Source organism: Plantibacter flavus (genome assembly GCF_002024505.1).
Taxonomy (GTDB): domain Bacteria; phylum Actinomycetota; class Actinomycetes; order Actinomycetales; family Microbacteriaceae; genus Plantibacter; species Plantibacter flavus_A.
Genome location: NZ_CP019402.1, coordinates 492,927 through 506,921, shown reverse-complemented (window position 1 = coordinate 506,921; position 13,995 = coordinate 492,927). Strand labels below are relative to the sequence as shown.

Below are 13,995 nucleotides of genomic sequence, written 5' to 3'. Positions count from 1 at the left end.
GACACCGACACCGACACCGACACCGACACCGAGGAGGACCACGATGCACGGCTCGGAGCTGCAGGACCGGGCGGCTCGCCGCGCCGACGAACTCCCCGGTGCGGAGCTGACGCACCCGTTCGGCGAGGAGTGGGACGTCTACAAGGTGCGCGGCAAGGTCTTCATGCTGCAGACGGGGGCGACGGGCGAACCCATCGTCACCCTGAAGGCGAGGCCCGAGGACAGCCGCAGCCTGCGCGAGGCCTTCCCCGACATCATCCCCGGCTACCACATGAACAAACGACACTGGATCTCGCTCAAGCCGGACGGCGAGCTCGAACCGGCGTTCGTCGACGACCTCGTCACGGAGTCGTACCTGCTCGTCGTCGAGGGGCTGCCGAAGCGGCTGCGGCCGGTCGATCCCGGCACGTTCGGGCAACTCCGCGAACGCTGAGCACCGGGCCGGCAGCACTCAGACCGGGATTCGCCTGGCGCCGGTGCCGGTGTCGCCGAGTTCGTCGTCGGGGTTGAGGAGCGTGCACGCCTTCATCGAGAGGCAGCCGCAGCCGATGCAGCCGGTGAGCTCGCGTTCGAGTTGCTCGATCCCGCGCCGACGCTGTTCGAGGACCTTCTGCCAGCGGCGGGAGGCACGCTGCCAGTCCTCGTGACTCGGGGTGCTGGAGAGCGGCACGTCGGCGAACGCCTCCGCCACGTCTTCGAGCGGGATACCGAGTCGCTTCGCGACCGAGATGAGCGCGACGCGGCGCAGCATGTGCCGGGGGTATCGCCGCTGATTGCCGGTGGTCCGTTCGGAACCGATGAGGCCGAGCCGCTCGTAGTAGTGCAGCGCCGACACCGCGACGCCGGTGCGACGACTCATCTCGCCGACACTGAGCAACTCGTCGGGGCTGTGCACCGCGTTCCACCAGCTTCCTCGAATCGACCTCAAGCGACCTTGAGGTACAGCTCGTCTCGACGCTACAGGAGCCGCGCATGTCCGGGCACACCTTCTCGCCCACTGAGCGTGCGACCCGACCGCCCTTCGACAGGCTCAGGGACCCGCGTGTGCGGCACACTCCCCGGTCACTGAGCTTGTCGAAGTGCCCACGAGAAACCCCTCGTCGGCGGGTTCAGAACGGTGCGGGGTCCGGTTCCGTCCGGTGATGCTTGCCGTCGGGTGTCGTCCACTCGAGGACGCCGCCCGGTGCGTGTTGGAGGTTCCAACCGGGGAGATGCTTCATCCGGTGATGATGTCGACAGAGGCAGGCGAGATTGCCGACATCTGTCGTCCCGCCGTCCTCCCACGCGATCGAATGATCGAGGTCACAGGCCCGGGCCCGTCTGCCGCAGCCTGGTGCCCGGCAGGTGCCGTCCCGGAGGCGCACCGCGCGTTGGAGGTCGGCGGGAACCCTGTACTGGTTGCGGCCGACGGAAAGGACCGCGCCGGTCTCGGGCTGGACCAGGATCCGGGTGAAGCTCGGTGCGTTCACCGCGATGCGTGCGGCGGTCTCAGGGTCGATGGGCCCGTAGCCGTCGAGGGTTGCCGGGGCCTCTGAGGCACCGGCCATGCTCAGCGCCGGGACCGTGATCTGTACGGTCGGCTTGATGTGCTCCTGGACCTCGATCGGGTGCGGGAGGACCGGGCTCGACATGACGTCTTCCGGTGTGACGCCGGTGAGGGCGAGCGCCGCGAGGGCGTCCGCCTGCAGCTGGGCGCAGGTGCGGGTGTCACCGGCCTTACGTGACTCCGCGGCGGCCGCTTCGACGCGCTCGAGGATGCCCTGCGCAATGGGTGCCGTCGTGAACAGGTGCACCCACGCCATGCCGTCCGCTGCCGGTTCGAACTCGACCCGGCGGTCCGCCTCGGACCGGACCGCTCTCGCAGTGATCGATTCCGGGTGCAGGCGCTCGCGCAGGACGCGAGCGCGTCTGCGGAGGTTCGCGTTGGTGGACTCCTCCGCGACCGCTAAGACTTCCGCGAGGAACACCGCCCGCCCCTCGACCGGCACATCACTGAGTTGGTCGATGATCGTCTGCGCATGCCGCGCCGAGATACGCCCTGCCTCGAGCGAGGCGAGCACGGCCGGCGCTTCGTTCACGAGGCGTTCCGCGTCGTTGCTCGCACGCTGCACGGTCCGCTCGGGCGTGCGGGTCGCCATCGCGAGGGCCGCGCAGGTCGAACGGCGGGACAGCGCCTGACGCTCGGCGGGCGGGAAGATCGCCGGGACCGTGGCGTCGGCGAAGGCGTCCGCGTAGGCGGCGGAGCGGGCCAGGAGGCGCGCCTCCTCGGCGTCCAACTTGGCGCGACGCCGCTGGATCTCCGCGTACCCGTCCGAGAACTCCGCGAGCTGCGCGGCGTACTCGTCGCCGACGCGGATCGCGGAAAGGGTGGTCTCGGTCATGGGACAAGTCCACCATGGACCACTGACATTCCAGATGCCGAGTGAGGGTGACTGTGGAAGTTGTTCGTGTGCCCTTCGACAAGCTCAGGGGCCGGAGGAACAGCGCCGGATTCGTGAGGTCGCTCGTTGGCCCTTCGACAGGCTCAGGGACCGGAGGAGGGTACTCAGGGACCGGCGGGGGTGCGGCGGATTCACGACGTTCCGTAGGCTGGAGGGGTGAAGCTCATCGCCACCGTCCGCGACCGCGCGACCATCACCACCGAAGCCTCCGCACCCGACGTCGCCGCTCTGCGTGCCGCTGTCATCGCCTCCACCCCTCCCGGGCACGCCCTCGCCGGACTGCACGGCGGTGGCCGGGTGAACGGCGACCTCGTCGGCACCGCGGTCTTCCGTCCGACCGCCACCCGCACCATCGAGGCCGAGGGTCGCGACTACCCGAGCGCTCGCAAGGCACTCGAGGCACTCGTGCCGGAGGAGCAGGTCGTGCTCTCCGTCCACGCGGTGGACCAGTAGGGACACCGGCGTGAGCGGCCACGCATTCTCCGTGGGATCGATGGTGCGCTTCCATGAGGTCGTCTCACCGCTTCCACCGAACGACACCCTGACGGCCATGCTGTCGACGCTGCAGGCGGACGGCTTCGCCGTGGCTCCAGAGGAGTTCACCGCCGACCCCTGGACCATCCGCTACGCCGTCATCGGCGACGACGCCGCCTCGAACTGGAGCGGGTTCGCTCTGGAGGTCGTGCCGCTCCTCTCGCTACTCGGCGTGCGCCGGCCGTTCGCCCGGTGCGCGGTGCCCGTCGCCGTACGGCCGACCGAGCACGGCTCCGTCCTCCACACGACGACGGTGTGGGGGTTCAAGGGTGAAGCCAGCACGGTCGGTATGGTCGCCAAACGCGTCGCGGCCGCCACCGAGCAGGCCACCCGGGTCATCGGCGGGACCCACCGGGCCACGCTCTCGATGATCGACCGCACCGTCCCGATCGACGGCCGGCGCTTCCAGCGGCTCACCGGCTGGAAGCAACGCTCACGGGCCTGAGCTCTCGTCCTGGGCGGACTCGCCGTGCTGCCGATCAGGTCCGTGCGATGAAACCGGCACCTGCATGGTCAACGGCTTGCAGGGGTTGGTTCCGGGGTGGTTTCCAGGCGGGATCCATCTCGGACCCAGGACCCGGAGCGACACTGGATCACACCCGACCCTTGACCACCGGATCCCCATGACCCTGCCGTTCCCAACCTCGCCCGATGACGTGCTGCAGCGGCGACCGCTCCGCGCCGCGCTCGCGGACGCCGTGCTGCAGGACTTCATCGACGACCTCCCCGAGCCCCTGCGACCGACCGACCTCGCGACCCGACTCCTCTACCCGCGCTGGCAGGTGTACTCCGACATCCACGAGGGCAGACTCGTCGCCGAACGGGTCCGGAACAACAAACGGTTGTTGAAGATCGACGTCGAGCGGAACCGGGCGTGGATCGCTCGCGGGCTCGCCACCCGTCGGGCTCGCGCCGGGTCCGCCGTGGGCGAGGCGGGGCCCGAATCGCCCGTCTCGGTCGTCATCGTGGACCCCGAGGCCCTCGCGCAGCTGAACACCCTCACGGCGACCGGCTTGAGCGTGCGTGAGGCGGTCGAGCATGCGCTCACCGTCCTCGGCTCGCGCGAAGCGGCGACCACCCCCACGGTGCCCGACATCGACTCGCGTGGCCGACAGGTGCGGGCGGGCTGACGCGGCGGAGACTTGTCAGATCGACGTTCGCATCGCGCGCTCGAACTGCGCCACGAACTGTGTGCCCGGGTCGGACCAGTCCGCGGCGGTGATCGACGCCGAGATGCGTTTGGCGTGCTCGACCGCGTCGGGCCGCTCGATGATGTCGACGAGGCGACGCGCGATGGCCGCGGGCGACAGCGGGACGTACTCGATGTGCCGGCTGTCGAGGACCCCGGTCGTGTTCGGGCTGTCGTTGACGACGGGCACGACCCCGGAGGACATGATCTCGAGCGGCAGCAACGACATGTCGGTCAGCGAGAGGACGAGGCCCGCGGCACACCGGTTGTAGACCGCGTTGAGCTCCGAGATGTCCATCGCCGACCGGTTGACGAACGGGAAGCCGGTCTCGTATCCCGACATGTCCCAGCCGACGAGGTTGATCGTGATGTCGGGGCGCAGTCGGTGGAACTCGGTCAGGGCGAGCTCGCCGATCTCCCAGCCGCGTCGAGGTGTCGGCGGGCGGGCGTAGAACAGGATCTCGGTGCGGGGCGCGTCGTTCACATGCGAGTAGTGCTGCTTGTCGACCGAGTAGTCGAAGTGGTCGCAGCTCATCCCGTACTCGTCCGCGACCTTCTGCGCGAGCCACGGCCCTGCGGAGAAGCCGTGGAACCCGAACCGGTAGGTGTTCTCCGCGAGGACGTACTCGCTGCTGGCCGGGTAGAACCACGGTTCGAAGTCCTGCACGAAGGAGAACCGCTTGGCCGGACCCTCGTAGCGGAAGGCGGGGTAGGCCGTCTGCCAGTCGGAGGAGACGACGACGTCCACGCCCGGCGCGATCCCGGTCGAGGGGTCGTACCGGACGATGTCGGCCTGCAGCTCCGGGTACGCGCTGCTCGCGGCCATCATCGCCCGGATCCCGGGGATGTCGACCGCGGGCTGAGCCGAGGCCTGGTACAGGTAGATCGTGAGCCGATGCCCGGCGCGCTCGAGGAACTCCATGAACCGGAAGGCGTTCTGGTGGCCGCCCGAGGTCCGGCTCGGCGGTGAGATCAACCACGCCACGTCGTACGGGCGCTCCGGGAACTCGGCGGCGTTGAAGTTCCGCGGCACCGTCCAGTCCGCGGCGATGGCGTCGCTCGGGTACAGGTCCGTCGGCTTGCGCCGCATCGGATTGAACCGTCCGTCGGCGAAGTGCACGGCGCGCCAGAGCGTCGACCTGACGCCTTCGCCACGGATGGCACGGAGCCCCTGCCCGATCATGCCCATCTGGAGTCCCGTCCCGTCGATGCCGTCACCGCAGGTGCGGCGGGTGCTGCTGGTGTCACTGGTCCGAATGCGCGGACCGCCGTGATGACCCGGTCCACCTCGTCGTCCGTCATGGCGGGCCACAACGGGAGCCGGACGAGACGCTCGGCGAACCGGACCGCGTGCTGCGGCTCGGTGACCACTCTGCCGTAGCGCCGACCCGCAGCGCTCGAGTGCAGCGGCACGTAGTGGAAGGCGGCACCGACACCGTGCGCTTGGAGGTGCAGCAGGAGCTCCTGCTGCACCTGCGCATCCGGGAGCAGGAGGAAGAACAGGTGCGCGGCGTGCACGCCACCGGGTGGGTCCATGAGTGTCGCGCCGCGATCGTGCGCCCACTCGGCGAGTTCGGCCGCGTAGCGGTCCCAGATGCGGTGCCGATGCCCCTGGATGACGTCGAACTCGCGGAGCTGGGCGTCGAGGACGGCGGCGTTGAGCTCGCTCGGCAGGTAGCTCGACCCGAGGTCCGCCCAGCTGTACTTGTCGACCTGCCCGCGGAGGAACTGTGCGCGATCGGTCCCTTTCTCGCGCATGATCTCCGCGTGCAGCAGGACGGTCTCGTCGGAGATGAGCAGGGCACCGCCCTCGCCGCAGTGCACGTTCTTCGTGTCGTGGAAGCTCTGGGCCGCCATCGCTCCGACCGTGCCGAGGCGGACACCGTCGCCCGCGACCCCGAGGCCGTGCGCGTTGTCCTCGAGCAGGTGCAGCCCGTGCTCGGCCGTGAGCTGCTGGAACGCCGGCACGTCCACGGGGACGCCGCCGTAGTGCATGACGGAGATCGCCCGCGTGCGTGGTCCGATGGCGTCGGCGACGTGCTGGGGATCAAGGTTGCCCGTCACCGGGTCGCTGTCGACGAAGACGGGCGTCGCACCGGCGAGGACCACCGCGTTCGCCGCCGACGGGAAGGTGAAGGTCGGCAGGATGACCTCGTCGCCGGGACCGACGCCGATCAGGCGGGTCATCATCTCGAGCGCATGGGTCCCCGAGGTGGTCAGGAGCACGTGCGGCGCGCCCGTGACGTTCCGGAGGCGCTCGGAGGCCGACGCGGTGAAGACTCCGTCGCCATGGACGTGGTCTCCGGCGAGGACGTGTTCGAGCTGTTCGAGCTCACCGGCCGCGCGGAAGGGCTTCGACAGCGGGATCCGCTGCGCGAGGGAGACCTCGACCATCAACGGCCACCGAGGGCCAGGGCCGTGACGAACGCGCCGGCGAGGACCACCAACAGGATGACGCCGACGGTCGCGAGGATCCCGATGCCGACGGTCGGAGCGTCGTCAACGCCGGTCCGGCGGCGCGTGCCGCTCCCCTGTCGTGACCTCACGTGACGTCCCCCATGCGTACTCCCCCATCGTCCGTCCGACATCGTCGATGCCGGACGCGCCAGGTACCGCTCCACGGGACCAAGCGATTCAGTCTCCGCCTCGGCGGGCGCGGTCCACATCCTGCTGCGGGCTATTCCACCCCCGCCACCTGGCGGGTTCAGCCTCCCCACCGTCGCCGCCCGGTTCCCCGGACTCGTAGGGTGAGAGTCGAGCTGAGGAGGACACCGTGATCGGAGTGGCCATCGTCGACGACGAGGCGTTGGTACGGTCCGGATTCGAACTCATCCTGGGTGCCGTCGAGGACATCGAGGTCGTCGCCTCGGTCGACGGGGTCGACGCCGTGGAGGCGATCCGCTCGAGCCGTCCCGACGTCGTGCTCCTGGACGTCCGCATGCCAGGGCGCAACGGGCTCGACATCCTCGACGAACTGCAGACCTGGGACGACCCACCCGTCGTCGCGATCCTGACCACCTTCGACTCCGACGACTACATCGCACGCGCCCTCCGCAGTGGCGCCGCGGGGTTCCTCGTGAAGGACACGGACCCGGAGCAGCTCCCCATGCTGCTCCGATCCCTCTCCGCGGGCGGCATCGTGCTGTCCCCGCAGGTGTCCCGGACGCTCGTCGGCGGATTCGCCCGCGCCGCCGACCGCGAGGCGGCGAAGCGACTGTCCGGGCTGACGGGCCGCGAACAGGAGGTGCTCGCGGCGCTCCGGACCGGTGCGTCCAACTCTGAGATCGGCGAGGTACTGCACCTCAGCCGCGCCACCGTGAAGGACCACGTGAGTGCGATCCTCGGCAAACTCGAGGTGACGACCCGACTCGAAGCCGCCATCATCGCCGAGCGTGCCGGGGTCCGCGGCGACGAGGCGGCCCCGCGGTGAAGCCGCGCTCCCGGCTCTGGTCGGTCCTCCTCGAACTCGCCCTCATCGCGGCGGCGGCCGTCGAGAGCCTGACGACGCTCGAGTGGGCGACCCCCTGGGAGTCCGGCCTGGCGATCGCCGCTGCCGTCGGCCTGGTCTTCCGGCGACGCTGGCCGTGGCTGTCGCTCCTCCTGGCTGTGCCGGCCTTCACCCTCAACCTCGCCACCCTCGCCGGCTTGGCATCGCTCTTCTCCGTCGCGGTGCGGGAACGGCGACGCTGGCGGCTCGTCACGACGGGCGCCGTGGTCTTCGTCCTCGCCGCGGTGCCGTGGTGGGGGTGGACGTCGCCCAACTACACGATCCTCTCCATGGTGTACGCCGCGCTCTACGCTGCGGCACCGATCGCCTTCGGCCTGCTCGTGCGCACCCGCCGCGAGCTGTTCGACCGCATCCGCGACCTCGAACAGGTCCGACGCAGCGAGCGGGCGCGCATCGCCTCCGATGTCCTCGTCGAGGAGCGCACGCGCATCGCCCGGGAGATGCACGACGTCGTCTCCCACCAGGTCAGTCTGATCGCCGTCCAGGCCGGCGCGATCCAGGTGCAGACCGAGGAACCCGGGACGAAGCGGATGGCGGTGACGATCCGTTCGCTCGCGTCGCGCACGCTCGACGAGCTGCGGGACATGGTGACACTGCTGCGCGCGGAGACCGGACACGCGCCGCTGGCCCCGCAACCGACGGTCGACGACCTCGCCCGGTTGATCGCGGAGAGCGGCATCGCCGTCACCTCCGCCATCGAGTTGCCGGACGGCCTCCCCGCACCGTTGCAGCGTGCGATCTACCGGACGGTGCAGGAGGGGCTGACGAACGCGCGCAAGCATGCGCCGGGCGCCGCGGTCGACGTGCGCGCGGAAGCCTCCGCCGACGAGGTCACCGTGGTCATCCGGAACGCCCGCCCCGCACGCGCGTCGGACAGCTCGTGGTCGTCCGCGGGCCACGGCCTCGTCGGCTTGAGCGAACGCGCCGAACTCCTGAACGGGTCCCTCCTCACCGAGGACGCGCCGACCCGGTTCACCCTGACGTTCCGCGCGCCCTACTGAGGCTCAGGGTCACTGAGGCTCAGGGTCACTGAGGCTCAGGGTCGGAGGTCCGCTTCATCGCCGAAGAGCGGCGTCTGGAACCGACGCTCGAAGCGCACGATGCAGCCGGTGCCCCGCACGAGCTCGTAGGCCTCGATGCACTCCGGATCCGTCGTCGCGGCGATGCGGTACTGCTCGTACGCGGCGAGCGACGGGAAGCTGAACAGCGCGAACGCCTCGTCGTTGTCGCCCTCCGCGGGGAGGAAGTAGCCGTGGTGGTCGCCACCGAGCCGGTTCACGAGGCGGATCCAGCGCCGCCCGTACTCGGTGAAGGTGTCGAGCTGCTCGGGGTCGATCTGGTAGCGGAGGTGGATGGTGATCATGGGTCCAGTCTGGCCGGTCAGCCGGTGGCGACGAACACCGTCCCGTCCGCGGACACGGTCACCGGCTCCGGGCCCGGCGAGACGAACACCGCCGCACCGCGTTCGAGCACCAACGCGTCCGGACCCTGCTCGACGCGCGCGGTACCGGCGGTCACGACGATCACGGCCGCCCTGCCGCGAGCGAGGTCGCCCGCCGTCCCCCGGTCGACCTTGACGAGTTCGAAGTCGTCGACCGGCACCGGGTAGACGAGCCCGCCCTCCGGCCGGACGACCGGCTCGACGAACGGGACCGGCACCGGTTCGAACTCGAGGACGGCGAGCAGTTCCGGGACGTCGACGTGTTTCGGCGTCAGCCCGCCACGGAGCACGTTGTCGCTTGAGGCCATGACCTCGACCCCGAAACCGGAGAGGTAGGCGTGGATGTTGCCCGCGGGCAGGAACAACGCCTCGCCCTCCTGCAATGAGACGAGGTTGAGGAGCACCGCGACGACGATTCCCGGGTCACCCGGATACTCCTCGGCGAGTTGCCGGACGAGCTCGCGCTCGGCCGCCCAGGGCCGGTGACCGGTGTCGGCACGCGCGGCCGACACGACGGCGGCGACCACGCCGGGCGTCCGCCGTTCGAGCACCGCCCGCACAGTGTGTTCCAGACCGGCGTCGAGCAGCTGCCCCGCCAGTGTCTCGAGCACCCGCCGGTCGGTCCCCTCGACGAGGCCGGCGAGGTGGACGAGCAACGCCTGCGACCGGTCGGTCGCACGGAATCCGCACAGTGCACGGAAGCCGTCCTGGAGGGCGACGATGATCTCCGGCTTGTGCGAGGCGTCCTTGTAGTTCCGGTGCGGTGCGTCCCGGGGCACGCCCCGGCGCTCCTCATCCGCGAACCCGGCCCTGGCGCGGTCGGGGGTGGGGTGGACCTGGAGGGACAAAGGACCAGCCGCGGCCAGGAGCTTGAGCAGGAAGGGCAATCGGTCCCGTCCACCCAGGGCCGCGTCGGGGTCCGAAGCGATCCAGTCGTTGAGGCTCGCGGGGCCGCCCTCCTCCGCGTCGACGAGGGTGGTCACGCTGTCGGGGTGCGCCCCGAGCCAGAGCTCGGCCTGGGGCGAACCGTCGGCCGGCACACCGAATAGCTCCGGGATGGCCGTCGTCGAACCCCACGCGTACCGTCGGGGGTCGCTCGTGATGCGGTGCAGGGTCATCCGTGCACCCGCCGACGACCGCGGAACAGCAGCAGACCGCCGAACGCCAGCAGGGCGAGCGCACCGATGATCCAGGGTGCGGCCTCCAGGCCGGTGCGGGCGAGGTCGCCCGCGGGAGCGTCGGTGACGCCGGTGCCCGATCCGCCGACCTCGCCGGTGCCAGGCTGCCCGGTGCCCGGTTGTCCCGTACCCGGCTCGCCCGTGCCCGGTCCCGGGTCCACCGCAGCGACGATCGTGGTGACGTCGTCGACCAGCAGCGTGCCGGTCCCCTCGCCACCGAGGTAGAACCCGATCTGGGTGACGGAGGTGGGGTCGAACGCCGCCTCACCCGCCCACGCCGGCGGGGCGAAGTCCGAGAACGGGATCTCGACCAGCTGCCAGCCTTCGCCCACGATGGGCGCGATCGTCTCCCAGTACGTCCCACGCGTCACGAACTGGACGGTGACGTCGTCGCCCGGCGTCCCCTGCACCCAGAGCTCGAGCCCGCTGTACCCCCACCAGTCCTGCGGCGTCTGGAAGGTCCGGACGACACCGGCGTAGCCGGGACCGGCGAGGTCGTAGGCGGCCGACATCGCCTGCGACCCCGAGTCGGGGTTGCTCGTGAGCGTCGGCGTGATCGCTCCGCCGCCCGTGTTGCGCACATAGGCGGCTTGGAGTGCGGCGTCGTCGGGGTAGGACTCGAAGTCCTCCACGACGAGCGGCTCGCTCGGGAGGGCCTTCATGAGGAAGTCGGAGGCTCCCGTGCTCGTGGCGGTCGTCCCGGCCCCGTTGACCGCGGACACCGACCACCAGTACCGCTCCCCCGGGGCGAGGGACACCGACGGGGTGACGGAGGTGGTCGCGACGCCGTCGACGACGACGACCGGGTTCTCGAGATCGGCCTGCGGGGAGAGCGTGAAGCGGTAGTACGCCGCGCCGGCCGACGGCTCCCAGCTGAAGGTCGGCGTCGCCGTCACGTCGACGGTGCCCGGTACGGGCGACGTCGAACCGAACGCCGCGGGCGGTCCGCTCGGGGCGTCCACCGCCGACCAGATGGTGGCCCGCGACAGCGTCGCGCCCGCGGCGAGGGTCACCCGCAGGTACGGGCCGACGAGGTCGCGTGCGACCACCGCGCCGCCGACGCCGGCCTCGGTCGCCGCGGTCTGCCAGGTCGAACCGTCGGCGCTGGACTCGACGACGACCGACCCGGAGACCGCGAACGCCGCCGCCGACAGTCGGTCCTGCTTCCAGGTGACGCTCGCACCGTCGGCGACCGCCGTCACGCTCGTCCCGTCGGCACGGGGCGTGATCGCCAGGTCGTCGTGCGCTTCGGTCAGCAGCCAGGACTCGAGCGGGTCGACGAACACGCGGGTGTCGGTCTCGGTCGCAACCGGGTCCGACAGATCGGCGACCGCGCCGGCCGCGTCGAGGGCGACCACCCGGTAGACGGCGCCCGCAGGTGATCCGAAGTCCGTCGCCGATCCCGCGTCGGCGGCGAGGACACCCGTGTCGACCGGCGTCCAAGCCGTTCCGTCGAGCGAGCGTTCGACACGGTACGAGACCGCACCGCCGGCACCACGCCACCGGACGGTGTTGATGCCGTTCGCCCGGTCGATCGCCGTGATGAGCGGCGTCCCGACGGCGGGAGCGGCCGGAACGGCACCGATCCCGGCGGCGTAGGCGGTGATCGCGGAGACCCGGGCGCGCTCGGCGTCGGTCGCACCGGGAGCGTGGATCGTGAAGCCGTCGTCGTGCGGCACAAGCCCGCCACGGTCGTTGTTGCCGAACAGCGACCAGAACAGCATGCCGGTCACGTTCGGGTCGGCGACGAGCGGTTCGAGGAGCGCCGGGCTCGCAGCCGTCGAGGCGTACTCGCCGGCCAGGTAGACCTTGCCGGCGGCGGTGACCGTCGCCGCGTCCGCGGAGACGCGTGCGGCGGTGGGCGGGTAATAGTGCACGTCGACGATGTCGAGCCCCGGCGCGGCGAGCGTGTCCGGATCGATGTCGAACCGACGTCCGGCCGCCACGAGCTGCTGCGGGGCGCGTTCCTTGATGAATGCGACCTGCCGGTCGATCCAGGGCGCGGTCATCCCCTCCAACTCGTTCCCGAGTTCCCACGCCATGATCGTCGGGTCCTCGGTGTACCGGACGCCGGTGAGCGCGTTCGTCCGCTGGAGGATCGCGTCGACGTACGCCTGGTAGGCGGCGATCGGACGCTCGTCGGTGTAGAAGTCGGCGGACGACAGGCCGTAGGGCGTCGTGAAGTCGCGATGCCCGCCGTGGTAGTACTCCCACTCGTCGGTGAGCGGGAGGACGAGCCGGATCCCGAGTTTGCCCGCGTAGGCGATGGCGAAGTCGATCGTGGCGAACGCCTCCTCGTTCATCTGCCCGAGGGCCGGCATGATGGCGAGCGGGTTCGCGCCGTCCTGACCGGTCGAGGTCATCATGTGCGTCCGGACGACGGTCGAGCCCATCCGTGCCGCCGCGTCGAGGGTGTCGGCGATACGGAAGGCGGTGGGGTAGTCGACCCCGCCCACGTTCTCGTCGAGACCGAGCCAGTAGATGTTCGGTCCGCTGAAGCGGAAGGTCTCGCCGTCGAGCACGAGCCGGGAGCCGTCACGCTCGACGAACGAGGTGTTGAGCGACGTCCAGTCGGTGGGCGCAGCGGCGGCGGGGGTCGCGAGCGCCGGGAGCAGCGCGGCGGTGACGGCCGCGGCGAGTACGCCCGCCGCGAGACGTCCTCGGGCGCTGCGACGGGGGTGGTGCGGATCGGTGGTGCGGTTCATCGTGCCAGGCTCCTTCGTCTGGGATGGTGCATCAGGTCGTTCGCCGGGAGGCCGAGAGCCTCCGGTCGGTGGATGAGTGCTGCGGCGCCGAGGATCGGTCCGCCGCCGTCGAGGGCGGAACCCGTGACGACCACGTCGGCGGCGTAGTCGAGCACGATGGCCTCCTGCACCGCGGCGCGGACGAGGTCGAGGTAGTCGGGGCTGACGGCGGTGAACCCGCCGCCCACGGCGACCGCTTCGAGGTCGAGGAGGGTCGCGGCGCTGGCGATGGCCTGGCCGACCGCCGTGGCCGAGCGCACGACGGCCGCACGGGCGATCGGGTCGCCGGTGGCCGCCGCGACGGCGAGTTCCTCCCCGGTGCGCCCGTCCCAGCCCATGGACCGGGCCCAGGCGACGCTCCGCGGACCGGAGGCGATGCGTTCCAGGGTCGCGTCGTCGGCGGACGTCCGCGCGTCCCGCGAGGCGATCTGCACCTGACCGATGTGGCCGGCGTTGCCGCTGCGGCCCGCGATCAGGCGGCCGTGCAGGATGATCCCACCGCCGACCCCGGTCGAGACGATCATCGCCATCGAGTTCTCGGTGCCACGCGTCGCTCCGAGCCAGTGCTCGGCGAGGGCGATGCAGGTGCCGTCGAGCCGGACCACCACGGGGGCGTCGGGCAGGAGCCGGCCGACGTGCCCGCGCAGATCGAAGCCGCGCAGCTGCGGCAGGTTCTTGGGGCTGACCGTCCCGCGCTCCAAATCGACCGGGCCGGCGGAACCGATGCCGACGCCGACGAGCGCCGACCCGTCCGGCAGGTGTGCGACCGAGGCGAGGACGACCCGGTCGACGGCGTCCTCAAGCGCCCGGCGCCCGGCATCGGGCCCGGTCGGCGCCCGATGCGCGCTGCCCTCGACCACGACGCCTTCGGCCGTGACGAGTGCCGCCTCCACTTTGGTACCGCCGAGGTCGACCGCGAGCGCGATCGATCCCGACGGGTCCTGCCTCCCGGTCATGTCC

The 13,995-nt window shown here is 70.9% G+C and carries 15 protein-coding genes; 6 read left to right on the top strand and 9 right to left on the bottom strand.

The genetic code is table 11. The annotated features are described in order from the left end of the window. Positions 1–43: 43 nt before the first annotated feature. Positions 44–433: an MmcQ/YjbR family DNA-binding protein gene (locus BWO91_RS02330; protein WP_079000980.1), complete on the top strand. Its 390-nt coding sequence runs from the start codon at positions 44–46 to the stop codon at positions 431–433. An 18-nt stretch (positions 434–451) separates the two neighbouring features. Here the strand turns inward: BWO91_RS02330 and soxR are convergent, their stop codons facing one another. Then, the gene (soxR, locus tag BWO91_RS02325; protein WP_276207401.1) at positions 452–919 is read right to left on the bottom strand and encodes a redox-sensitive transcriptional activator SoxR; all 468 of its coding nucleotides are present in this window, start codon (positions 917–919) and stop codon (positions 452–454) included. Positions 920–1,109: 190 nt separating this feature from the next. Further along, entirely contained in the window at positions 1,110–2,381 is a 1,272-nt protein-coding gene (locus BWO91_RS02320) for an HNH endonuclease signature motif containing protein (RefSeq protein WP_079000979.1), read from the bottom strand. Between the two features lie 216 nt (positions 2,382–2,597). Here BWO91_RS02320 and BWO91_RS02315 point away from each other — a divergent pair, with 216 nt between their 5' ends. From BWO91_RS02315 to BWO91_RS02305, 3 genes are all read left to right on the top strand, one after another. Next, complete coding sequence (locus tag BWO91_RS02315; protein WP_064295970.1) at positions 2,598–2,894, top strand: hypothetical protein; 297 nt, start codon at positions 2,598–2,600, stop codon at positions 2,892–2,894. Between the two features lie 10 nt (positions 2,895–2,904). Further along, entirely contained in the window at positions 2,905–3,420 is a 516-nt protein-coding gene (locus BWO91_RS02310; RefSeq protein WP_079000977.1) for a hypothetical protein, read from the top strand. A 178-nt stretch (positions 3,421–3,598) separates the two neighbouring features. Then, positions 3,599–4,105 carry a hypothetical protein gene (locus tag BWO91_RS02305; RefSeq protein ID WP_079000975.1) on the top strand — a complete coding sequence of 169 codons (507 nt, stop codon included), beginning with the start codon at positions 3,599–3,601 and terminating at the stop codon, positions 4,103–4,105. A gap of 15 nt (positions 4,106–4,120) precedes the next feature. On the opposite strand, the gene BWO91_RS02300 is transcribed toward BWO91_RS02305, so the two are convergent. The 3 genes from BWO91_RS02300 to BWO91_RS19545 are packed head-to-tail and all read right to left on the bottom strand — an operon-like array spanning position 4,121 to position 6,710. Next, positions 4,121–5,353 carry a hypothetical protein gene (locus tag BWO91_RS02300; RefSeq protein ID WP_079000973.1) on the bottom strand — a complete coding sequence of 411 codons (1,233 nt, stop codon included), beginning with the start codon at positions 5,351–5,353 and terminating at the stop codon, positions 4,121–4,123. After that, entirely contained in the window at positions 5,344–6,558 is a 1,215-nt protein-coding gene (gene rffA / locus BWO91_RS02295) for a dTDP-4-amino-4,6-dideoxygalactose transaminase (protein ID WP_079000971.1), read from the bottom strand. The genes BWO91_RS02300 and rffA overlap by 10 nt, the downstream gene beginning before the upstream one ends. After that, positions 6,558–6,710, bottom strand: a complete 153-nt coding sequence (locus tag BWO91_RS19545) for a hypothetical protein (protein ID WP_153303354.1) — start codon at positions 6,708–6,710, stop codon at positions 6,558–6,560. Before BWO91_RS19545 ends, rffA begins: the two co-directional genes overlap by 1 nt. A gap of 227 nt (positions 6,711–6,937) precedes the next feature. On the opposite strand from BWO91_RS19545, the gene BWO91_RS02290 reads away from it, so the two are divergent. Beyond that, positions 6,938–7,594, top strand: a complete 657-nt coding sequence (locus BWO91_RS02290) for a response regulator (protein ID WP_079000969.1) — start codon at positions 6,938–6,940, stop codon at positions 7,592–7,594. Next, positions 7,591–8,673 (top strand): sensor histidine kinase, encoded by a 1,083-nt coding sequence (locus BWO91_RS02285; protein WP_079000968.1) that lies wholly within the window; start codon positions 7,591–7,593, stop codon positions 8,671–8,673. Before BWO91_RS02290 ends, BWO91_RS02285 begins: the two co-directional genes overlap by 4 nt. Before the next feature lie 35 nt (positions 8,674–8,708). Here the strand turns inward: BWO91_RS02285 and BWO91_RS02280 are convergent, their stop codons facing one another. From BWO91_RS02280 to BWO91_RS02265, 4 genes are read right to left on the bottom strand one after another with little or no spacing between them, the layout of a single operon-like run. After that, positions 8,709–9,035: an NIPSNAP family protein gene (locus BWO91_RS02280; protein WP_079000967.1), complete on the bottom strand. Its 327-nt coding sequence runs from the start codon at positions 9,033–9,035 to the stop codon at positions 8,709–8,711. 17 nt (positions 9,036–9,052) lie between these two features. Further along, complete coding sequence (manA, locus tag BWO91_RS02275; RefSeq protein ID WP_205847565.1) at positions 9,053–10,231, bottom strand: mannose-6-phosphate isomerase, class I; 1,179 nt, start codon at positions 10,229–10,231, stop codon at positions 9,053–9,055. Continuing rightward, positions 10,228–12,996: a CIA30 family protein gene (locus BWO91_RS02270; protein ID WP_079000965.1), complete on the bottom strand. Its 2,769-nt coding sequence runs from the start codon at positions 12,994–12,996 to the stop codon at positions 10,228–10,230. Before BWO91_RS02270 ends, manA begins: the two co-directional genes overlap by 4 nt. After that, positions 12,993–13,991, bottom strand: coding sequence for an ROK family protein (locus BWO91_RS02265; RefSeq protein WP_079003799.1), 999 nt, complete (start codon positions 13,989–13,991; stop codon positions 12,993–12,995). The genes BWO91_RS02270 and BWO91_RS02265 overlap by 4 nt, the downstream gene beginning before the upstream one ends. Positions 13,992–13,995 lie beyond the last annotated feature (4 nt).